This window comes from Xanthobacter dioxanivorans (assembly GCF_016807805.1).
Classification (GTDB): Bacteria; Pseudomonadota; Alphaproteobacteria; order Rhizobiales; family Xanthobacteraceae; genus Xanthobacter; species Xanthobacter dioxanivorans.
The window spans coordinates 4,443,972-4,463,370 of record NZ_CP063362.1 but is presented as its reverse complement, the minus strand read 5'-3'; the positions used below and the strand labels follow the sequence as shown (position 1 = coordinate 4,463,370).

Below are 19,399 nucleotides of genomic sequence, written 5' to 3'. Positions count from 1 at the left end.
ACTCCGGCGCCCCAGCCCTGCGCGCCGCGAAACAAATCATGAACAGTTCTTATCTGTTCCTTTTGTGTTCCGCAAGTAGTGAACGCACGGTTAAGGCGGGATCAATCGTCGAACGGAATGATCTCGCAGGGATCTCCGGCCTTGCCGGCGGGGGCGAAAGGCGGGCGGATCAGCAGGCAGTCGGCCGCCGCAAGCACGCTGAGCATGGCGCTGTCCTGCGAGGCGAAAGGGGTCACGCGCGCCGATCCGTCGGCATGGCGCTCCAGCCGCGCCCGCATGAAGTCGCGGCGGGCGTCGTTGGCCGGAACGTCCACGGCGAGGCGCGCCGGGGCGGCGAGAGGGCCGGGCGCGGCATCGCCCTGCAGCGCGCGCACCAGGGGCACAAGGAACACCATGGCGCAGACGTGCGAGGACACCGGATTGCCCGGCAGGCCAAGCACGCGCACGCCGCCGCGGCTACCGAACATCAGCGGCTTGCCCGGCCTGAGCGCGATCTTGTGCACCGAAAGGTCGACGCCCTCCGCCCGCAGCGCCGGCCCCATGAGATCGTGATCGCCCACCGACGCGCCGCCGGAAGACACCACCAGGTCGAACGCGCCGGAGAGCGCATGCGCCACCCGGGCGCGAATAGCCGCAAGGTCGTCGCCGATGAGGCCGAGGTCGGTCACCTCGGCGCCGGCACGACGGGCGAGGGCGGCGAGGCCGAAGGCGTTGGAGACGACGATCTCGCTGTCCTTGCCGGTGCCTTGGCCCGGCAGCACCAGTTCGTCCCCCGTCTGCATCAGGGCCACGCGCGGGCGACGGGCGACGGGGAGCGTGGGGTGGTCCATGGCGGCGGCGAGCATGATGTCGCGCCCGGTGAGGCGCCGCCCGGCCACAAGGCCGGGCGTTCCGGCCGTGAAGTCGCAGCCCTTCAGGCGCACGTTGCGCAAAGTGGCGGTGGGCGCGGTGGTGGTGACGATGGCGCCGTCACGCGCGGTGTTCTCCTGGATCACCACCGTATCGGCGCCCTCCGGCACCACCGCGCCGGTAAAGATGCGCACCGCCTCGCCCAGACCCACCGGCCCGGCGAATGGCCGACCGGCCGCAGATTCGCCGATGACGGCAAGGCGGGCCGGCGTTTCGGCGATGTCGGCTCCGCGCACCGCATACCCGTCCATGGCCGACATATCGGCGGGGGGCTGGGTGCGGCGAGCCAGGAGGTCGCGGGCCAGCACGCGCCCGGCGGCCGCAGCCACGGGCACATCCTCGGTGCCGAGGGCGGACACCTCGGCCGTGACGAGGCCGATGGCCTCCTCGACGCTCATCAGCGCCATCACGCGCCTCCTGCTCTCGCGCTTGGTTTCACCATGGGCCCGTCGTATCAGCCGGTCGGCGGGTCGGCGCGGAAATGACCGCTGCGGCCGCCGGATTTCTCCAGAAGCCTTATGCCTTCCATCCGCATGCCACGGTCGGCCGCCTTGGCCATGTCATAGATGGTGAGGCAGGCGACCGAAACCGCCGTGAGCGCCTCCATCTCCACGCCCGTCTGCCCGGTGGTCTTCACCCGCGCCGTCACCTGGAGGCCCGGCAAGGCGGGATCGGGGGACACCTCCACCTCGACCTTGGTGAGCATGAGCGGGTGGCACAACGGAATGAGCTCGTGGGTGCGCTTGGCCGCCATGATGCCGGCGAGACGCGCGGCGCCGAGCACATCGCCCTTCTTGGCGTTGCCGGAAAGAATGAGCTCGAGGGTCGCCGGCGCCATCACCACGCGCCCCTCGGCGAGGGCCTCGCGGGTGGTCGCGACCTTGTCGGACACGTCCACCATGCGGGCGGCGCCCTGGTCGTCGAGATGGGTCAGGCTGGCCATGGGCGTGCTGTGCGTCCCGGAATCGATCTTCGCTTCCGGCGAAGATGGCGGTCGCAGCCGGCCCTGTCCACCTCGGCAGGCTCCCCCGGACGTGCCGGGGGATGATGGCGGGGTGGACCCGGCCTCAGCGCAGGCGCGTCCAGCTCTGGGTCTTGCAGAGCGGGGCGACGATGCAGCCGCGCAGCTTCAGCGTGTCGTCGCCGTCGAGCGTGATGGAGCCGGAATAGGTCTTGCCGTCCTCGGCATTGTAGATGCTGCCGCCCGTCCATTCCTTCGGCCCGCCCGAAAAGCCCGACAGGATGGTGACGCCCTTCAGCGGCCGGCTGCGCAGGGACGCGTTGGAATTGTTCACGTCCTTGAGGGCGGGATCGGCCTTGAGCCCTTCGGAGGAGACGAGGCGGCCGCAGAGATTGGCGCCGCATCGGGAGATTTCCACCTGCCCGCTGCGGCTCGGGGTCTGCCACAGCCCGGTGGGATCGGCGGCGAGCGCCGGTGCCGTCATAAGCATGCAAAGGGCGAAGGCGGCGAAGAGACGCGTGTTCATAAGGTTCCTCCATGCGTGCGGCTTCTTTGGCCGTCGCGCGCATTAAGGCGGAACTTTACGTTTAGGGCAACCTTAGCCCTTAAGGAGCTGGCAGGTGGCTGATGCGACATTTTCCTGCCGCATGAGACTCTCGCCCACCAGGATGGTGCCGATGCCCACCTGCGCCAGCCGCGCCACGTCCTGCGGCGTGAAGATGCCGCTCTCGCCGATGGCGATGCGATCCGCCGGCACCCGCGGGGCGAGGCGCTCGGAGGTCTCCAGCGTGGTCTCGAAGGTGCGCAGGTTGCGGTTGTTGATGCCGATGAGCCGGCACGGCAGGGCCAGCGCCCGGTCGAGTTCCGCGTCATCATGCACCTCGACGATGGCATCCATGCCGTAGGCGGTGGCTGCGGCGGCGAGCTCGAGGGCGAGGGCATCGTCGACCCCGGCCATGATGATGAGGATGCAGTCCGCTCCCCAGGCGCGGGCTTCCGCCACCTGGTAGGTGTCGTACATGAAGTCCTTGCGCAGCACCGGCAGGCTCACCGCGGCCCGCGCCGAGCCGAGGAATTCCGGCGCGCCCTGGAAGGAGGGCGTGTCGGTGAGCACGGACAGGCAGGTGGCGCCGCCGCGCTGGTAGGCGCGGGCCAGCGCCGGGGGATCGAAGTCGGCCCGGATCAGGCCCTTGGAGGGGCTGGCCTTCTTGATCTCGGCGATGAGCGCGGTGCGTCCCTCCGCGAGACTCTGCGCGATGGCGCCGGCGAACGGCCGCACGCGCGGGGCGGCGCGGGCGGCGGCTTCGATCTCCGCCAGCGGATGCGCGCGCTTGGCCGCCGCGATCTCCTCGCGCTTGTAGGCTTCGATCTTTTTCAGAATGTCGGTCATTGCGCAGCCTCCGGCGCCATTTTTTCGGATACGGCCACGAGATGTTCGAGCCGGGCGCGGGCGGAACCGGTGTCGAGGCTGGTGCGGGCCAGGGCCACGCCCTCCGTCAGGTCCTTGGCCCGGCCCGCCACCACGAGGGCGGCCGCGGCGTTGAAAAGCGACACGTCCCGATAGGCCCCTTCCGCGCCGTCCAGCACCGCGCGCAGCGCCGCGGCGTTATGCACGGCATCGCCGCCCTTCAGCGCCTCCGCGGGATGGCGCTTCAGCCCGACGTCCTCCGGCATCACCGTGAAGGTGTGGATGTGGCCGCCATCCAGCGCGGCGATGTCCGTTCCGCCGGAGATGGTGATTTCGTCCAGCCCGTCCGAGCCGTGCACCACGAACGCCTTCTGCGACCCCAGCGCCTTGAGCACCTCGGCCAGCGGCACGATCCAGGACTTGGCGAACACGCCCACCATCTGCCGCCTGACGCCGGCGGGATTCGAGAGCGGTCCCAGAAGGTTGAAGATGGTGCGCGTGCCCATTTCCACCCGGGTCGGGCCCACATGCTTCATGGCCGGGTGGTGGGACGGGGCGAACATGAAGCCGATGCCGGCCTCCCCGATGCAGCGCGAGATTCCCGCCGGATCGAGGTCGATGCGCACGCCCAGCGCCGCCAGCACGTCCGCCGCCCCCGATTTGGACGACAGCGCCCGGTTGCCGTGCTTGGCCACCGGCACCCCGGCTCCCGCCACGATGAAGGCGGCGCAGGTGGAGATGTTGTAGGAGCCGGAGGCGTCGCCGCCCGTGCCCACCACGTCCACCGCCCCGTCGGGTGCCTCCACGGGCAGCATCTTGGCGCGCATGACGGAGACGGCGCCGGCGATCTCCTCCACCGTCTCGCCGCGCACGCGCAGGCCCATGAGCAGCGCGCCCATCTGCGACGGCGTCGCCTCGCCCGACATCATCGCGTCGAACACGTAGGCAGCCTCGTCGCGGGAAAGGCTCGCGCCGGTGGCCACCTTGCCGAGCAGGGGTTTGAACTGGTCCATGTGGTGTCCTCTCCCGCGCTCAGCCCTTGGCCTTCCCGGCGTTGAAGGCGGCGGCGATCTCCAGGAAGTTGCGCAGCAGCGCGTGGCCATTCTCCGAGGCGATGCTCTCCGGGTGGAACTGCACGCCATGGATGGGCAGGCTCTTGTGGGCGAGGCCCATGATGAGCCCGTCCGCCGTGTGCGCCGTCACCTCCAGCGTCTCCGGCAGCGTATCCCGCTCAACGATGAGGGAGTGGTAGCGCGTCGCCTGGAAGGGGTGGTTGATGCCCCGGAACACGCTTTTACCCTCGTGCAGGATCTCGCTCATCTTGCCGTGCATGGGGGTGGGGGCGCGCACCACGTCGCCGCCGAACACCTGGCCGATGGCCTGGTGGCCGAGGCAGACGCCGAAGATGGGCACCTTGTCCCCCGCCTTGGCGATCAGCTCGCAGCAGATGCCAGCCTCGTTGGGGGTGCAGGGACCGGGGGACAGCACGATGGCGTCGGGCTTCTCGGCCAGCACCTGCTCGATCGTCACCTTGTCGTTGCGGTGGACGGTGACGGTGGCGCCGAGCTCGCCCAGATAGTGCACGAGGTTGTAGGTGAAGCTGTCGTAATTATCGATCAGCGTGACGGTGGTCATGGCGTGTCCAACGGGCGAGGTGAATGCCGGAAAAACGGGCGGTGAGGAGTAGGCCTAGCCTGCCTACGCCCTTGTTTCAAATTCCCCGCTACCGCGCCACCCGATGATGAGGGCGAGACCGGCCAGCGCAAGCATGGTCGGGAACGTGGCGACGGCGACAAAGGCTGAAATGAACATGCCCGTGCCCAGTCCATGGGAAAGACGCTCACCGGTGGTGAAGCTGGCCAGCACGCCGTTCGACGATGCGAGCGCGACGACAATGACCGACACCCAGATGAGAACGACAGTCCCGCCCCACGCGGTCACTGCCGCGAGGCATCCGCCGCCGGCATAAAAATTTCCGCGCCGCAGCGCGACCCGGCGCCACAGGGGCACGACCAGAATGGTCATGCAGGCACTCAGCATCAACCCCGCCGTCGCTTTCGGCGGCCGGTGAAGCTGCCCGACCATCCAGTGGAACATCGGCCATGGCAGCGCAAAGGCCAGAACGCCGGCAGCGAGCGTGCCGTCCCGCACCAGGTCCCGCAGTGCGGATACGAGGCGCAAGGGCATGCCCATCCCCTCACTGCCCCTTGCCGGCGCGGGCGGCGAAGCGCACCGCCTCTTCCCCGGCACGGAACAGGGCCTTGGCCTTGTTCACGCATTCCTGCTGCTCGCTCTCGGGCACCGAGTCGTAGACGATGCCGGCGCCAGCCTGCACATACATGCGACCATCCTTCACGATGGCGGTGCGCAGGACGATGCAGGTGTCCATCTCGCCGTTGGCGCCGAAATAGCCGATGGCACCGGCATAGATGCCGCGCTTGTCCTTCTCCAGCTCGTCGATGATCTGCATCGCCCGCACCTTCGGCGCGCCGGAGACGGTGCCGGCGGGAAAGCCGGCCGCCAGCGCGTCGATGGCGTCGAAGCGGGCGTCGATCTGTCCCTCCACGTTGGAGACGATGTGCATCACCTGGCTGTAGCGCTCGATGAAGAAGCTGTCCGTCACCTTCACCGTGCCCATCTGCGAGACGCGGCCGGCATCGTTGCGGCCGAGGTCCAGCAGCATCAGGTGCTCGGCACGCTCCTTGGGGTCGGCCAGGAGCTCGGTTGCCAGCGCGTCGTCCTCCGCATGGGTGGCGCCGCGGCGGCGGGTGCCGGCGATGGGCCGGACGGTGACCTTGCCGCCGCGCAACCGCACCAGGATCTCGGGGGAGGAGCACACCACCGAGAAGCCGTCGAAGTTGAGATAGACGAGGAACGGCGCCGGATTCACCCGCCTGAGCGCCCGGTAGAGGGCGAACGGCGGGAGGGTGAAGGGGCTCTCGAAGCGCTGGGACAGCACCACCTGGAAGATGTCGCCGGCGCGGATATAGTCCTTCGCGGTCTCCACCATGGCGCAGAACTCGGCCGCGCCGGTGTTGGAGATCGGGGAAACCTCGCCGTGGAAGGGCTCGGGCGCCGGATGGGCGATGGCCCGTTCAAGGCCCGCCACCACCTTGTCGAGCCGTTCCAGCGCCGCCTCGTAGGCGGCGCGGGGAGGGACGCCGGCCTTGGGCCGCACGGGGGTGACGGCGGTGAGCTCGTCCTTCACCGCGTCGAACACCACCATCAGCGTGGGGCGGATGAGCAGCGCCTCGGGCACGCCGATGGGGTCCGGCTTGGCGGGAGCGAGCTGCTCCATCTGCCGCACCATGTCGTAGCCAAGATAGCCGAACACGCCGGCCGCCATGGGCGGGGCACCCTCCGGCAGGTCGATGGCGGATTCGGCCAGGAGCGCGCGCAGCGCCACGAGCGGCGGCTCGGGGCAGGGGGCGAAGGCGGTCTTGTCGGTCGCCGGGCTGCGGTTGATCTCCGCCGTGTCGCCGCTGGCGCGGAAGATGAGATCGGGCGCGAGCCCGATCATGGAATAGCGCCCCCGCGTCTGCCCGCCTTCCACCGATTCCAGGAGGAAGGCGTTGGGCTCCTCGCCGGCCAGCTTGAGGAAGGCCGAGACGGGGGTCTCCAGGTCGGCGACGAGGGTGGTCGCCACCACCTGCGCCTCGCCCCTGAGATAGCGCGCGGTGAAGAGGTCGAAGTCGGCGGGAGCGTTCACGGGCCGCCCGCCTAGTTCGCCGTGCCCGCGCCCACGGCCTGGGCGTAGACGCGGTCGTTCACCTTCACGCCGATCTCCTTCTGGATCGCGTCCAGATATTGCATCAGCAGGTCGTTCTCCAGCTGGCGCGACAGCTCGGCCGCCACCTGGGTGGCCTCGGGGGCGCTCTCGGGCACGGTGACCTTGGTCACCTGGAACACCACCTTGTCAGGCTCGCTCGCTGCGGCGGTGATGCCGAAGCCGCCTTCCTTCACGTCGAACACCGCCGCGACGCTCTCCGTGGAGAAGGGTCCTTCCGCCCGGCCGCGCCGCAGCGGCTCGGCCACCTGGATAGGCCGGTCCGCGGCCCCCGCCACCTCGGCGAGGGGCGTTCCGGCCTGCGCCTTGTCGAACAGTTCCTTGGCCTTGGCCTCGATCGCCTTCTCGGTCTCCGCCTCGGTCCAGCGGACGGTGACGGCGGCCTTCGCCTCCTCGAAGGTCCGCTCGCGGGCGGGCGTGATGCCGGCGGTTTCGTACCAGACGAAGCCGCCGTTTTGCGGCAGCTGGACGGTGTCCGTCTCCACCCCCGGCTGAGTGGCGAAGGCGCCGCCGATCACGTCGGCGCCGCCGGGCACGGCCACCATGTTGCCCTCCGGATCGCGGCCGGAGCGGTCCACCGCGTCGAACACCTGGAGCGTGAGGCCGAGCTTCTGCGCCGTCTCGGCGAGGGTGGCGCCGGATGCACGCTCGTCCTCCACCGCGTCGTGCTTGTCGAGCAGGGCGCGGCGCGCCTTGTCGAGCTGGAGGTCGGCCACGATCATCGGCTTCACTGCCTCGAAGGGCTGCTGCATGCCGGGAACAATCTTCGTCACCTCCACGAGGGCGGTGCCGAATCGTCCCTCGACGGGCTCACTTACGGCGCCCTCGGCGAGGGCGAAGGCGGCATCCGCGATCTTCGGGTCGAGGATGCCGGCCTTGGTGACGAGCCCGAGATCGGTGTCCTTGGCGGAGAGGCCGCGCGCGGTCGCCACCTCCTCGAAGGGGGTGCCGGCCTTGATCTTCTCGAATGCGGCCTTCGCCTCGGCCGCGTCGGTGAAGACGATCTGCTTCACCACCCGCTGCTCGGGGGTGCCGAAGCGGGCGTGGTTGCGATCGTAGAAGGACCGCGCGTCCGCATCGCTCACCGCCTCGCCGGCGGCCAGCGCCGCCGGGGTCAGCGCCAGCACCGCGATCTTGCGGAACTCCGGCGCGCGGAAGGTAATCTTGTGGGCATCGAAATAGGCCCGCAGTTGTTCCTCGGTGGGGGCGGGCAGGGGGCCGGCGACGGCCGCCGTCACCAGGATATAGGACGCGGCGCGGGTCTCGCCCTCATAGCGGTTCACCGCATCGAGCAGCACCTGGGGCACGGCGACGCCCGCCCCGAAGGACTGGAGCACCTGGTCGCGCACGGCGCGCTTCTTCTCCGAATCCACGAAGCGCTGCTCGGTGATGGAGTTGGACCGCAGCAGCTGCTGGAAATAGGCCGGGTCGAACGCCGTAGCACCGGGCGGACGGAACGCCGGGTTGTCGGCGATCTCCCGGGCCACCTGCGCGTCCGAAACGGCGAGGCCGAGGCGGGCCGCCTTCTCGTCCAGCGTGGCGTCGGCGATCATCTGGTTGAGGATCTGCCGGTCGAGGCCGAAGGCGCGGGCCTGCTCGGGCGTGACCGCCCGCCCGGCGCGCCGGCTCAGCTGCTGGAGCTGGTCCAGATACTGCCGGCGGAACGCATCGGCGGAAATGTCGGTCGAGCCGACGCTCGCCACCGTGGTGGTTCCGAAGCCACGAAACACGTCGGCGATGCCCCACACCACGAAGGAGAGGGTGAGCACGACGAGGAAAATCTTGGCGATCCAGCCGGAGGCGCCCTTGCGGAGTGTCTGAAGGACCATCGTTCATTCGTTTGAAGAGCACCGGGGGCCGGCGCGGAAGCGGCGCATCATAGGGAGGGGGCGGGGACCCCGCAACGGCGCAGGTTCGCACCCCTTTCGGCCGGCTCCGGGCTCTGGTAGGTGACCCGACGAAAGGCCGACGCAATACGGAGGGGATCCATGCCGAACGCGCGCCGCACGCTGATCGCGGGCAACTGGAAGATGAACGGCCTGCGCCAGTCGAAGGCCGAGCTGCGTGGCATGGCCGCCGGTGCCGAGGCCCTGGCGGTGGAACTCCTCGTCTGTCCGCCCGTCACCCTCCTCGCCGCCTTCGCGGCGGACGTGGCCGGCACCCGGCTCATGATCGGCGCGCAGGACTGCCATCCGGCCGAGAGCGGGGCCCACACCGGCGACGTCTCCGCCGAGATGCTGAAGGACGCCGGCGCCGTGGCGGTGATTCTCGGCCATTCCGAACGCCGCGCCGACCATCAGGAGGGCGACGCCATCGTGAAGGCCAAGGTGAAGGCCGCCTGGCGGACCGGCCTGCTCCCCATCGTCTGCGTCGGCGAGACGTTGGCCGAACGCGAGGCCGACGAGGCCGCGGCCATCGTGACGCGGCAGGTGCGCCAATCGGTGCCGGACGGGGCGAGCGCGGCAAACCTGGTCATCGCCTACGAGCCCATCTGGGCCATCGGCACCGGCCGCACCCCCACCACCGACGACGTGGCGCAGATCCACGGCACCATCCGCCACGTACTCGCCGAGCGCTTCGGCGGCGAGGCCGACGGAATACGCATCCTCTACGGCGGGTCGGTGAAGCCGGACAATGCCGCCACCCTCCTGGCCACCCCGGACGTGGACGGGGCGCTGGTGGGCGGGGCGAGCCTGAAGGCGGCCGATTTCCTCGCCATCGCCCGCGCCGCGCCGCAGGGGTGAGCGCAGGCGTTCAGCGCGGGGGAGGGTCGGACACGAACCGGAACTCGATCTCCCGCCAGGCGGAGTACTTTTCCGCCGGCAGCTGCGAGAAGGGCGCGCATCTCGACACGGCCCTGACGGCGCTGTCGGCAAACATCTTTGCGACAGTGGGGTCCTTGGCCGAAACCTCGGTGACCTTGGGGGCGCCGTCGAGGCCGCCGTCAGGCTTGAACCTGATGAGCACCACCGCAGACAGCGCTTCGCCGGTGGGAGCGTAGGGCCGCGCCCAGCAATTGAAAATGCGCGTGCGGAACGCTGCAATCTCATCCGGGGTCAACACGACGGCCGGCTTCTGAAACGGCTGGACGCGGACCATCGGTGCCTGGGCGCCCGCCGGGATGGCGAGAAGCATTGCCGCAAGCGCGGCCGACAATGGCAGGGCGATCTTTGGCGAGGCGATCTTCATGGCAGCGTCCGCCCGGAAAAGACCTTCAGCCTAGCCGCTCATTCGGCGGCGGTGAAGGCGCAGGTGGCAGCGACAGTGGGGAGTGATCGTTCAGCCCACCCGCCGTTGCGCCCATCCGGACCTTTCGGGATACTCCGCGCCCCGCATGCTCACAGCGCCGAAGGGCGCGTATTCCAAAGGCGCACATCCCATGAAGATCACCTGGTTCGGCCACGCCGCGTTCCGGCTCGATTTCGCGGACAAGGTCGTGCTCATCGACCCCTTCTTCACCGGCAACCCGTCCTTTCACTCCACCGTCGAGGACGCCTCCCGCGGGGTGACGCATATCCTTCTCACCCACGGCCATTCGGACCATGTGGGCGATACCATCTCCCTCGTGGAGGACGCCGCGGACGCCAGCCGCACCCTGCCCGTGGTGGCAAATCCGGAGCTGTGCAGCTTCCTCGCCGCCCGAGGCGCCGGCAATGTCGGGCGGATGATGAATACCGGCGGCACGCTGGATGCCGGCGGCTTCACGGTGACCATGGTGCGCGCCGATCATTCTTCGGGCGGCGACGCCAAGCCCGCCGAATATCTCGGCAATCCCACGGGGCTCATCATCAAGGCGCCCGGCGAGCCCACCGTCTGGCACATGGGGGACACCGACATCTTCTCGGACATGGCGCTCCTCGCCGAAATCCACCAGCCGAAGGTGGTCTTCATTCCCATCGGCGACCGTTTCACCATGGGGCCGGAGGTGGCGGCGCTGGCGGTCAAGCGCTTCCTGCCGGGTGTCGAAGTGGTGGTGCCCTGCCATTACGCCACCTTCCCGATGCTGGTCCCCGATGCTTCCGCTTTCGTGGCGGCCCTCGAAGGTCATCCGGTGAAGGTGGTGGTACCGCCGAGCGGTGGCTCCTTCGAGATCTGAGCATTACGCACTCTGTCGGGGTTCGTCGACGACGGCCGGCCTTGGTGCCGGCCGTCTGCGCTTTGTGGCGGGACCGAACGGCGCCGGCGGCCGCCGCGCATCGATTCGGCGAACCCGATGCCCTGTCAAAGCCCACGCCGCCGGGGCGCCACACATCATTTCATTCACCCAGTTACCAGTCCGCAACGAAGAGTGGCGACAAAGTCAGGGAGGGGGTGCGTCTGTCACATTTTTGCACCAGTGTCGTTCCAGTGCATCACCTTCGCCAGCGGACTGAGTCGCGGCGGCATACCGATGGGGGACCCCGGGCCATATGATGGACGCACCGGTTCAGAACGCCGCACAGGGAACAGGGCCGCGGCGCAGCCTCGCCGGTCGCCTGTTCGCGCCTGTGGTGGTCGTGCTGTCGCTGGCGCTCGCGGTGGCCACCTTCCTCATCCTCATGGGGCTCACCTCCATCGTCCCGACGCCGCAGGTGGTGGCGGGCGTGCTGAGCGCGTCCGGCGTGGCGGTGCTCATCCTCCTCGCCATCATCGGCCTGGAAGTGTGGCGGATCCTGAGGGCGCGGGCGCGGGGACGCGCCGCTTCGCGGCTCCATGTGCGGATCATCGCCCTGTTCGCCGGCGTGGCGGTGGTGCCGGCCATCGTGGTGGCCGTGGTGGCGAGCCTGACGCTGGACCGCAGCCTCGATCGCTATTTCTCCACCCGGACCCAGGAGATCGTCGGTTCCGCCGCCTCGGTGGCGCAGACCTATGTGCGCGAGCACGCGCTCTCCATTCGCGGCGACGCGCTGGCCATGGCCAACGACCTGTCGCGCATGCGGTCGACCTACGACAGCGACATCGAGAAGTTCCGCCAGGTGCTCACGGCGCAGGCGGCGCTGCGCAACGTGCCGGGGGCGCAGCTCATCCACAAGGACCTTTCGGTGGTGGATCGGGCCAACCTTCGCATGGACCGCGAGTTCACCGTTCCCCCGGACATCGCCATCAACGAGGCGAGCGCCGAGCAGCCCATCATCTACCTGCCGTCGGATGCCGATTTCGTCGGCGCCGTGGTGCCGCTCACCGGCTTCGACAACCTTTACCTCTATGTGGCCCGGCCCATCGATCCGCGGGTCATCGGCTACCTGAAGGTGACGCGCGAGACGCTCGCCGACTACCGGGCGCTGGAGGAGCGGCGGTTCAATGTGCAGGTCGCCTTCGCGCTCATGTATTCCATCGTCACGCTCATCGTCCTGCTTTCGGCGGTGTGGCTGGGCATCAACTTCTCCAAGTGGCTGGTTGCTCCCATCCGCCGTCTCATGTGGGCGGCAGGCCGGGTGGCGGCGGGCAATCTCGACGTGCAGGTGCCGGTCAACAAGGCGGAGGGCGACCTCGCGACCCTCGGCGAGACCTTCAACAAGATGACGGTGGAGCTGAAGACCCAGCGCAACGCCCTGGTCACCGCCCGCGACCAGATCGACAGCCGCCGCCGCTTCACCGAGGCGGTGCTCTCCGGCGTCGGCGCCGGGGTGATCGGCATCGATTCGAAGGCGCGCGTCACCATCCTCAACCGTTCCGCCGAGAAGCTGCTCGGTCTGTCGGAGGCCGAGGCGCTGGGGCAACCCCTCGCCGAGGTGGTGCCGGAGACGGGGCCCCTCGTCGAAGAGGCGAAGGGCGCGGGCGAGCGCATCATCCAGGGCAACATCACCATCCAGCGCGAGGGGCGAGAGCGCATCTTCGCCATGCGGGTCACCACCGAGCAGTCGGTGGCCGACGACCACGGCTGGGTGGTGACCCTCGACGACATCACCGCCCTCATCTCCGCCCAGCGCACCTCCGCCTGGGCGGACGTGGCCCGGCGCATCGCGCACGAGATCAAGAACCCGCTGACCCCGATCCAGCTTTCGGCCGAGCGGCTCAAGCGCAAGTACGGGCGCCACATCACCCAGGACCGCGACGTGTTCGACCAGTGCACCGACACCATCATCCGCCAGGTGGGCGACATCGGCCGGATGGTGGATGAATTCTCCTCCTTCGCCCGCATGCCGAAACCCGTGGTGGACGCGCAGGACCTGGCGGAAACCGTTCGCCAGGGCGTGTTCCTGATGCGCGTCGGCCATCCCGAGGTGACTTTCGAGGCGGAACTGCCGGCTTCCCTGCCGGCGCGCTTCGACCGGCGGCTCATCTCCCAGGCCCTCACCAACATCCTCAAGAACGCCGCCGAAGCCATCGAGGGCGTGCCGGAGGCGGAGCGCGGCAAGGGACGCATCCGCGTGAAGGTGGATCGCTTCGGGGAGGACCTCGTCATTGATGTGATCGACAACGGTGCCGGCCTGCCGAAGGACAAGCGCAGCCGGCTTCTGGAGCCGTACGTGACCACCCGCGAAAAGGGCACGGGCCTCGGCCTCGCAATTGTCGGGAAGATCATGGAGGAGCACGGCGGCTCCATCGAACTCAACGATTCGCCCGAAGGCCGAGGGGCCTGGATTCGCCTGCGGATGCGGGCGGACGGGCTACCACCGGCCGGCGCGGGCGGGGCGCAACCGGTCCCTGAGACAGGGAGAGCCTGACAATGGCCATGGATATCCTCATCGTCGACGATGAGGCCGACATCTGCGAACTGGTCGCCGGCATCCTGGAGGACGAGGGCTATTCCGCCCGCACCGCCCGGGACGCCGACAGCGCCCTCGCATCGCTGGCGGCACGCCGTCCCAACCTCGTGTTCCTCGACATCTGGCTCCAGGGCAGCCGCCTCGACGGGCTGGAGTTGCTCAACGAGATCAAGGCGCAGCATCCGGACGTGCCGGTGGTGATGATTTCCGGCCACGGCAACATCGAGACCGCGGTGGCGGCCATCAAGCGCGGCGCCTACGACTTCATCGAGAAGCCGTTCAACGCCGATCGCCTCATCATGGTCGCCGAGCGGGCCCTGGAGACCCTGCGCCTCAAGCGCGAGCTCAAGGAACTGAAGCAGCTGGCCCCGCACGGGCACGTCCTGGTGGGCCGCTCAAGCTCGATCCAGCAGTTGAAGGCGACCATCGAGCGCGTCGGGCCCACCAACAGCCGCATCCTCATCGTCGGCCCATCGGGGTCGGGCAAGGAACTCACCGCACGCCTCATCCATGTGGCGTCGGGACGGGCGCAGGGGCCGTTCGTGGTGCTCAACTCCGCCGCCATCATCCCGGAGCGGCTCGAATTCGAGCTGTTCGGCATCGCGGAGGGGGAAGGTCGCGAGCCCAAGCGCGGCGCCCTCGACGATGCGCACGGCGGCACGCTGTTCCTGGACGAGATCGCCGACATGCCGCGCGAGACGCAGAACCGCGTGCTGCGCGTGCTGGTGGAGCAGACCTTCACCCGCATCGGTTCCAACGACAAGGTGAGCGTGGACGTGCGCATCATCTCGTCCACCGGGCGGAACCTGGAGGATGAGATCGCCAAGGGCCGTTTCCGCGAGGACCTCTACCACCGGCTCTCCGTGGTCCCGATCCGCGTGCCGCCCCTGGCGGAGCGGCGCGACGACATTCCCGATCTCGTCGAATTCTTCGTCGACACCATCTCGCAGACCACCGGCCTGCCGCGCCGGCCCATCGGCGAGGACGCCATGGCGGTGCTGCAGTCCCACGACTGGCCGGGCAACGTGCGCCAGTTGCGCAACAACGTCGAACGCCTGCTCATCCTCGCCGGCGGCGATCCGGAGGCGACCATCACCGCCGCCATGCTGCCCCCCGACGTGGGCGCGCTGGTGCCCACGCTCCCCAATGGCAATGGCGGCGAGCATCTCATGGGACTTCCGCTGCGGGAGGCGCGGGAGGTGTTCGAGCGCGAGTATCTCGCGGCGCAGATCAACCGCTTCGGCGGCAATATCTCGCGCACGGCGGAATTCGTGGGGATGGAGCGCTCCGCGCTTCACCGAAAGCTAAAGGCTCTCGGGGTAGGCTGACACGCCGGTTGACGGAGTGCCCAAAAAGGGGGCTGCATCGAGGCGTGGGGATTTCGGCGCGTAGGGTCGTCTGGGGCGTAGGGACGTGGGTCGGCGAGGCAGCCGGACCGGGGCGTCCGGGGGAGGGTGCATGAAGGTCGTGATCTGCGGCGCGGGCCAGGTGGGGTTCGGCATTGCCGAGCGCCTCGCCGTTGAGCAGAACGACGTGTCCATCATCGATACGAACGCACGTCGCATCCAGGCTGTCACCGAACAGCTCGACGTGCGTGGCGTGGTGGGGCAGGGGTCCCATCCGGACGTGCTGGCCCGCGCCGGCATCGAGCAGGCGGACATGCTCATCGCCGTGACCTTGCACGACGAGGTGAACATGGTGGCCTGCCAGGTCGGCCACGCCTTGTTCAACGTGCCGACCAAGGTGGCCCGCATCCGCGCCCAGACCTACCTGGCCCCGGAATGGCGCGACCTGTTCTCGCGCGACCAGCTGCCCATCGACGTGGTGATCTCGCCGGAGGTGGAGGTGGGCGAGATGGTCCTGCGCCGCCTCTCGCTGCCCGGCGCCACCGACACCGTAAGCTTCGCCGATGGCGCGGTGGTGGTGGTGGGCGTCGCCTGCGGCGAGGACTGTCCCGTGGTGGACACGCCGCTGAGCCAGCTCACCCAGCTTTTCCCGGACATGCCGGCCACCATCGTGGCGGTGAGCCGCAACGGACGCACCCTGGTTCCCCGCTCCAACGACCAGCTGGCGGTGGGCGATATCGTTTATTTCGTCGCTCAGGCCGATCAGGTGCAGCGCGGCCTTTCCCTGTTCGGCCACGACGAGGTGCCCGGCCAGCGCATCGTCATCGCCGGCGGCGGGAATATCGGCTACTACGTCGCCAGCGAGCTGGAAAAGCGCAACGCCGCCGCGCGGATCAAGCTCATCGAATCCTCCCGCGAGCGGGCGCAGACCATCGCGGAAGTGCTGTCGCGCACGGTGGTGCTGAACGGCGACACGCTCGATCGCGGCATCCTCGACGAGGCCGGCGTGGGCGAGGCGGACACCATGATCGCCCTCACCAACGACGATCGCATCAACATCCTCTCCTGCCAGCTCGCCAAGCAGATCGGGGCGAAGCGGATCCTCGCCCTGCTCAACGAGCAGGGCTACGCCACCTTCGCCAGGGGCCTCGGCATCGATGCCCATGTCAACCCGCGCCAGATCACCGTTTCCAAGGTGCTCCAGCACGTGCGCCGCGGGCGCATCCGCGGCGTGCACGCCTTGCTCGATGGCACCGGCGAGATGATCGAGGCGGAAGCGCTCGAAACCTCCCCCCTGGTGGGCAAGCCCTTGCGCGACCTCGACCTTCTGGAGGGCCTGCGCATCGGCGCCATCGTGCGCGGTGGGCAGGTGCTGCTGCCGCGCGGCGATACCGTCGTACGGGCGCACGACCGGGTGGTTCTGTTCGCCCTCGCCGACCGCATCAAGCGCGTGGAACAGCTGTTCCGCGTCGCGCTCGAATTCTTCTGATCCGCGGCCGCCGGAATGATCAACGCCGCGCATCCGCTCGCTGCCGCCCTCGCCGGGATGGGTGCGCTGGCCCTTGTGCCGGCGGCGGTCGCGGCGCGCACGGGGAGCGGGCATGCGCCCATCTTCCTGGCCACCTTCGCCTTCGCCTTCTTCGTCGCCGGCCTCTTGCGCTTCACCATGCAGGATCGGCCGGTGCGCCTGACCCGGACCGGCGGCGTCGCCCTTGTCGCCGCCATCTGGCTGCTGGTGCCGCTCGCCGCCACCCCCTCCATCGCCATCGCGGCTGGCCTGCCGCCGCTTGCGGCGTGGTTCGAGGCGGTCTCGGCCTTTACCGCCACCGGCCTCACGGCGCTGAAGCAGGGGCCGGCGAGCCTGTTCGTCTGGTTTGGCCTGCTGCAATGGGCCGGCGGGCTCTTCACCGTGGTCTCGGCAGTGGCGGTGCTCGCGCCCGCCGGCCTTGGCGGCCTGCCCGACCGGACACCCCGCGGCGGCGCGGCGCTGGACGTGGTGGACCTGGTTGCGGTGCTGCGCGAGACCGCCCCTGCTTATGTCGCGGCGACCGGGCTCATCGTCGTGCTGCTCCTGATGGGGGGCGAGAGCTTCTACGTGGCCTTCACCCTGGCGACGGCGGTGGTGTCGGCCGGCGCACACCTGCCGCCCGAGGCGCAGCTCGCCCTCACCTTGGATGAGAGCCCGAAATGGCTGCTGCTACCGTTCCTGCTCTGGAGCGCCACCAGCGTGCGCTGGCATCGCGCGCTCCTCACCCGACGGGTCAACGCGGCGCCGGAGCAGGTGGAGAGCCTCGTCATCATCGGCTGGTGGGCGGTCCTGGGCGTCGTCGTCGGTGCCATCCTCTACCGCACGGCGGACGCGCCGTCCCTGGAGGCGCTGCGCGACGGACTGTTCTCCGCCGCCTCGCTGATATCCACCAGCGGCATCGGCCCGCGCGACGGCAGCTATGAAAGCCTGCCCGCCGGGCTCGTGATCCTGGTGGTCCTGCTCGGAGGCGGGGCGCTCTCGGTGGCGGGCGGGCTCAAGATGATGCGCCTGCGCGCCATCCTGCTGCGGACGCGCGGCGACCTGATGCGCCTCGTCTATCCCCACCTCGTGCAGCCGGCGGCGCTGGAAGGCGGCGTGGGCTCGGTCATGCGCGGCATCTGGGCCGGCGCGGCGAGCCTCGCCTTCCTGTTCGGCGTGTGCGCCATCGCCCTCAGCCCCGGCTTGCCGAGCTTCCAGGCGGCGTTGGCCGCCGCCGCGGCGGTCGTCACCAATACCGGGCCGGTCTACGACGCCGCAGGCCTCGGCTGGCCGGCCATCTCCTCCCTGCCGGTGGGGTCCGTCCTGGTGGCGGTGCTGGGCATGGTGGCGGGGCGGCTGGAAATCATCGGGCTCTTCGTGGTCCTCCATCTCGCCGTCTGGCGCACCTGACCGAAGCAGGGATTCATGTCGCGCATCGCCTATGTCAACGGACGCTATTTGCCTCACCGCCACGCCAGTGTGCACGTGGAGGATCGCGGCTATCAGTTCGCCGATGGCGTCTACGAGGTCTGCGAGGTCCTCGGCGGCCGGCTCGTGGATGAAAGGCGCCATCTGGAGCGGCTCGACCGCTCGCTCCGGGAACTGGCGATTCCCACCCCCATGACCCACGCCGCCCTCTCCGCCGTGCTGCACGAGGTGGTGCGCCGCAACAGCGTCACCGACGGCATGGTCTATCTCCAGGTGACCCGGGGCGTGGCGCGGCGCGACCACCCCTTTCCACCGCCCGGCACGGCCCCTTCGGTTGTGGTCACCGCCCGCCGCACCGATCGCGCGGCGCAGGATGCCACCGCGGCCAAGGGCGTGGCGGTGATCACCGTGCCCGAGAACCGCTGGCCCCGGGTGGACATCAAGTCCACCTCGCTCCTTCCCAACGTGCTGGCCAAGCAGCAGGCCAAGGAGGCGGGGGCACGCGAGGCCTGGTTCGTCGCCCCCGACGGCACGGTGACCGAGGGCGCCTCCACCAATGCGTGGATCGTCACCCCGGACCGACGCATCCTCACCCGCCCCGCGGAGGGCGGGATTCTGCGCGGAATCACCCGCACGGTGGTGCTGGAGGTGGCGAAGGCGCTGGGCTACCAGCTGGAAGAGCGGGCCTTCACGGTGGCCGAGGCGCACGCCGCGTCCGAAGCCTTCATCACCGCCGCGACCACGGTTGTGATGCCGGTGGTCCGGCTCGACGGCGTGCTGGTGGGGCAGGGCGTGCCGGGGCCGATCGCCACCACCTTGCGCTTGAAATTCCACGACTTTTCGGAAGTGAGCTGAGCCTGTCCAAGGCCACGCCTATGTTGCGGGGCAAAATATTATTGCGCCGCGACGGGGCTGTGCCATTCTAGCGTCCCCAACTCCCACTGCGGAGGCACAGTCGTTGCGTGTGTCCGCCGTGGGCTTAACGCCGAAAGAAACGGATACGAAAATGGCGGCGGAACGGACACAAAATCTCCAAGACACTTTCCTCAACCACGTCCGCAAGAACAAGACACCTCTCACGATATTCCTGGTAAACGGGGTGAAATTGCAGGGCGTCGTCACTTGGTTCGATAATTTCTGCGTGCTGCTGCGCCGCGACGGACATTCCCAGCTGGTTTACAAGCACGCCATTTCCACCATCATGCCGGGACATCCGGTGCAATTGTTCGATCCCACCGATGATGCGGGAGAAAAGGCATAAGCAGCGTGGAGCGCGGATCCGCCAAGGGGGCCAGATCGCAAGGCGAGGGGGCTGCCAGCAAGCCGGAACGGGACACGGGTCCATCCGGCGGGCGGGAGAAGGA

18 protein-coding genes are annotated in these 19,399 nt (G+C 69.0%); 8 read left to right on the top strand and 10 right to left on the bottom strand.

Annotation, left to right across the window (positions count from 1 at the left end):
* Positions 1 to 101: 101 nt before the first annotated feature.
* From EZH22_RS20810 to EZH22_RS20770, 9 genes are all read right to left on the bottom strand, one after another.
* Positions 102 to 1,316: a molybdopterin molybdotransferase MoeA gene (locus tag EZH22_RS20810; RefSeq protein ID WP_203192356.1), complete on the bottom strand. Its 1,215-nt coding sequence runs from the start codon at positions 1,314 to 1,316 to the stop codon at positions 102 to 104.
* 47 nt (positions 1,317 to 1,363) lie between these two features.
* Entirely contained in the window at positions 1,364 to 1,852 is a 489-nt protein-coding gene (moaC, locus tag EZH22_RS20805) for a cyclic pyranopterin monophosphate synthase MoaC (RefSeq protein WP_203192355.1), read from the bottom strand.
* A gap of 124 nt (positions 1,853 to 1,976) precedes the next feature.
* On the bottom strand, positions 1,977 to 2,396 hold the full coding sequence (locus EZH22_RS20800; RefSeq protein WP_203192354.1) for a DUF2147 domain-containing protein: 420 nt from the start codon (positions 2,394 to 2,396) through the stop codon (positions 1,977 to 1,979).
* Positions 2,397 to 2,468: 72 nt separating this feature from the next.
* The gene (gene trpC / locus EZH22_RS20795; RefSeq protein WP_203192353.1) at positions 2,469 to 3,260 is read right to left on the bottom strand and encodes an indole-3-glycerol phosphate synthase TrpC; all 792 of its coding nucleotides are present in this window, start codon (positions 3,258 to 3,260) and stop codon (positions 2,469 to 2,471) included.
* Positions 3,257 to 4,291 (bottom strand): anthranilate phosphoribosyltransferase, encoded by a 1,035-nt coding sequence (trpD, locus tag EZH22_RS20790; protein WP_203192352.1) that lies wholly within the window; start codon positions 4,289 to 4,291, stop codon positions 3,257 to 3,259. The genes trpC and trpD overlap by 4 nt, the downstream gene beginning before the upstream one ends.
* A gap of 19 nt (positions 4,292 to 4,310) precedes the next feature.
* The gene (locus tag EZH22_RS20785; protein ID WP_203192351.1) at positions 4,311 to 4,913 is read right to left on the bottom strand and encodes an anthranilate synthase component II; all 603 of its coding nucleotides are present in this window, start codon (positions 4,911 to 4,913) and stop codon (positions 4,311 to 4,313) included.
* A gap of 63 nt (positions 4,914 to 4,976) precedes the next feature.
* A complete protein-coding gene (locus tag EZH22_RS20780) occupies positions 4,977 to 5,465 on the bottom strand; it encodes a hypothetical protein (protein WP_203192350.1) in 489 nt (162 codons plus the stop codon).
* A 10-nt stretch (positions 5,466 to 5,475) separates the two neighbouring features.
* Complete coding sequence (gene trpE / locus EZH22_RS20775; protein WP_203192349.1) at positions 5,476 to 6,987, bottom strand: anthranilate synthase component I; 1,512 nt, start codon at positions 6,985 to 6,987, stop codon at positions 5,476 to 5,478.
* 11 nt (positions 6,988 to 6,998) lie between these two features.
* Complete coding sequence (locus EZH22_RS20770; RefSeq protein WP_203192348.1) at positions 6,999 to 8,894, bottom strand: peptidylprolyl isomerase; 1,896 nt, start codon at positions 8,892 to 8,894, stop codon at positions 6,999 to 7,001.
* 159 nt (positions 8,895 to 9,053) lie between these two features.
* Here EZH22_RS20770 and tpiA point away from each other — a divergent pair, with 159 nt between their 5' ends.
* Positions 9,054 to 9,809 (top strand): triose-phosphate isomerase, encoded by a 756-nt coding sequence (tpiA, locus tag EZH22_RS20765; RefSeq protein WP_203192347.1) that lies wholly within the window; start codon positions 9,054 to 9,056, stop codon positions 9,807 to 9,809.
* Between the two features lie 10 nt (positions 9,810 to 9,819).
* On the opposite strand, the gene EZH22_RS20760 is transcribed toward tpiA, so the two are convergent.
* Entirely contained in the window at positions 9,820 to 10,254 is a 435-nt protein-coding gene (locus tag EZH22_RS20760; RefSeq protein ID WP_203192346.1) for an energy transducer TonB, read from the bottom strand.
* Positions 10,255 to 10,444: 190 nt separating this feature from the next.
* Between EZH22_RS20760 and EZH22_RS20755 the strand changes: the two genes are divergently transcribed.
* From EZH22_RS20755 to hfq, 7 genes are all read left to right on the top strand, one after another.
* Positions 10,445 to 11,161, top strand: coding sequence for a metal-dependent hydrolase (locus tag EZH22_RS20755; RefSeq protein WP_203192345.1), 717 nt, complete (start codon positions 10,445 to 10,447; stop codon positions 11,159 to 11,161).
* A gap of 313 nt (positions 11,162 to 11,474) precedes the next feature.
* Positions 11,475 to 13,712 (top strand): sensor histidine kinase NtrY-like, encoded by a 2,238-nt coding sequence (locus EZH22_RS20750; RefSeq protein ID WP_203192344.1) that lies wholly within the window; start codon positions 11,475 to 11,477, stop codon positions 13,710 to 13,712.
* Between the two features lie 2 nt (positions 13,713 to 13,714).
* Positions 13,715 to 15,082 (top strand): nitrogen assimilation response regulator NtrX, encoded by a 1,368-nt coding sequence (gene ntrX / locus EZH22_RS20745; protein ID WP_203192343.1) that lies wholly within the window; start codon positions 13,715 to 13,717, stop codon positions 15,080 to 15,082.
* Positions 15,083 to 15,212: 130 nt separating this feature from the next.
* Positions 15,213 to 16,589, top strand: coding sequence for a Trk system potassium transporter TrkA (gene trkA, locus EZH22_RS20740; protein ID WP_203192342.1), 1,377 nt, complete (start codon positions 15,213 to 15,215; stop codon positions 16,587 to 16,589).
* A gap of 15 nt (positions 16,590 to 16,604) precedes the next feature.
* A complete protein-coding gene (locus EZH22_RS20735; RefSeq protein ID WP_203192341.1) occupies positions 16,605 to 18,017 on the top strand; it encodes a TrkH family potassium uptake protein in 1,413 nt (470 codons plus the stop codon).
* Between the two features lie 15 nt (positions 18,018 to 18,032).
* Positions 18,033 to 18,890 (top strand): D-amino-acid transaminase, encoded by an 858-nt coding sequence (locus EZH22_RS20730; protein ID WP_203192340.1) that lies wholly within the window; start codon positions 18,033 to 18,035, stop codon positions 18,888 to 18,890.
* A gap of 151 nt (positions 18,891 to 19,041) precedes the next feature.
* On the top strand, positions 19,042 to 19,296 hold the full coding sequence (gene hfq, locus EZH22_RS20725; RefSeq protein ID WP_203196666.1) for an RNA chaperone Hfq: 255 nt from the start codon (positions 19,042 to 19,044) through the stop codon (positions 19,294 to 19,296).
* Positions 19,297 to 19,399: the final 103 nt, after the last annotated feature.

Bases quoted from the DNA above. Each gene is read 5' to 3' on its own strand.
- EZH22_RS20810 (WP_203192356.1), bottom strand. From the start codon at position 1,316: ATGGCGCTGATGAGCGTCGAGGAGGCCATCGGCCTCGTCACGGCCGAG.
- moaC (WP_203192355.1), bottom strand. From the start codon at position 1,852: ATGGCCAGCCTGACCCATCTCGACGACCAGGGCGCCGCCCGCATGGTG.
- EZH22_RS20800 (WP_203192354.1), bottom strand. From the start codon at position 2,396: ATGAACACGCGTCTCTTCGCCGCCTTCGCCCTTTGCATGCTTATGACG.
- trpC (WP_203192353.1), bottom strand. From the start codon at position 3,260: ATGACCGACATTCTGAAAAAGATCGAAGCCTACAAGCGCGAGGAGATC.
- trpD (WP_203192352.1), bottom strand. From the start codon at position 4,291: ATGGACCAGTTCAAACCCCTGCTCGGCAAGGTGGCCACCGGCGCGAGC.
- EZH22_RS20785 (WP_203192351.1), bottom strand. From the start codon at position 4,913: ATGACCACCGTCACGCTGATCGATAATTACGACAGCTTCACCTACAAC.
- EZH22_RS20780 (WP_203192350.1), bottom strand. From the start codon at position 5,465: ATGCCCTTGCGCCTCGTATCCGCACTGCGGGACCTGGTGCGGGACGGC.
- EZH22_RS20770 (WP_203192348.1), bottom strand. From the start codon at position 8,894: ATGGTCCTTCAGACACTCCGCAAGGGCGCCTCCGGCTGGATCGCCAAG.
- tpiA (WP_203192347.1), top strand. From the start codon at position 9,054: ATGCCGAACGCGCGCCGCACGCTGATCGCGGGCAACTGGAAGATGAAC.
- EZH22_RS20760 (WP_203192346.1), bottom strand. From the start codon at position 10,254: ATGAAGATCGCCTCGCCAAAGATCGCCCTGCCATTGTCGGCCGCGCTT.
- EZH22_RS20755 (WP_203192345.1), top strand. From the start codon at position 10,445: ATGAAGATCACCTGGTTCGGCCACGCCGCGTTCCGGCTCGATTTCGCG.
- EZH22_RS20750 (WP_203192344.1), top strand. From the start codon at position 11,475: ATGATGGACGCACCGGTTCAGAACGCCGCACAGGGAACAGGGCCGCGG.
- ntrX (WP_203192343.1), top strand. From the start codon at position 13,715: ATGGCCATGGATATCCTCATCGTCGACGATGAGGCCGACATCTGCGAA.
- trkA (WP_203192342.1), top strand. From the start codon at position 15,213: ATGAAGGTCGTGATCTGCGGCGCGGGCCAGGTGGGGTTCGGCATTGCC.
- EZH22_RS20735 (WP_203192341.1), top strand. From the start codon at position 16,605: ATGATCAACGCCGCGCATCCGCTCGCTGCCGCCCTCGCCGGGATGGGT.
- EZH22_RS20730 (WP_203192340.1), top strand. From the start codon at position 18,033: ATGTCGCGCATCGCCTATGTCAACGGACGCTATTTGCCTCACCGCCAC.
- hfq (WP_203196666.1), top strand. From the start codon at position 19,042: ATGGCGGCGGAACGGACACAAAATCTCCAAGACACTTTCCTCAACCAC.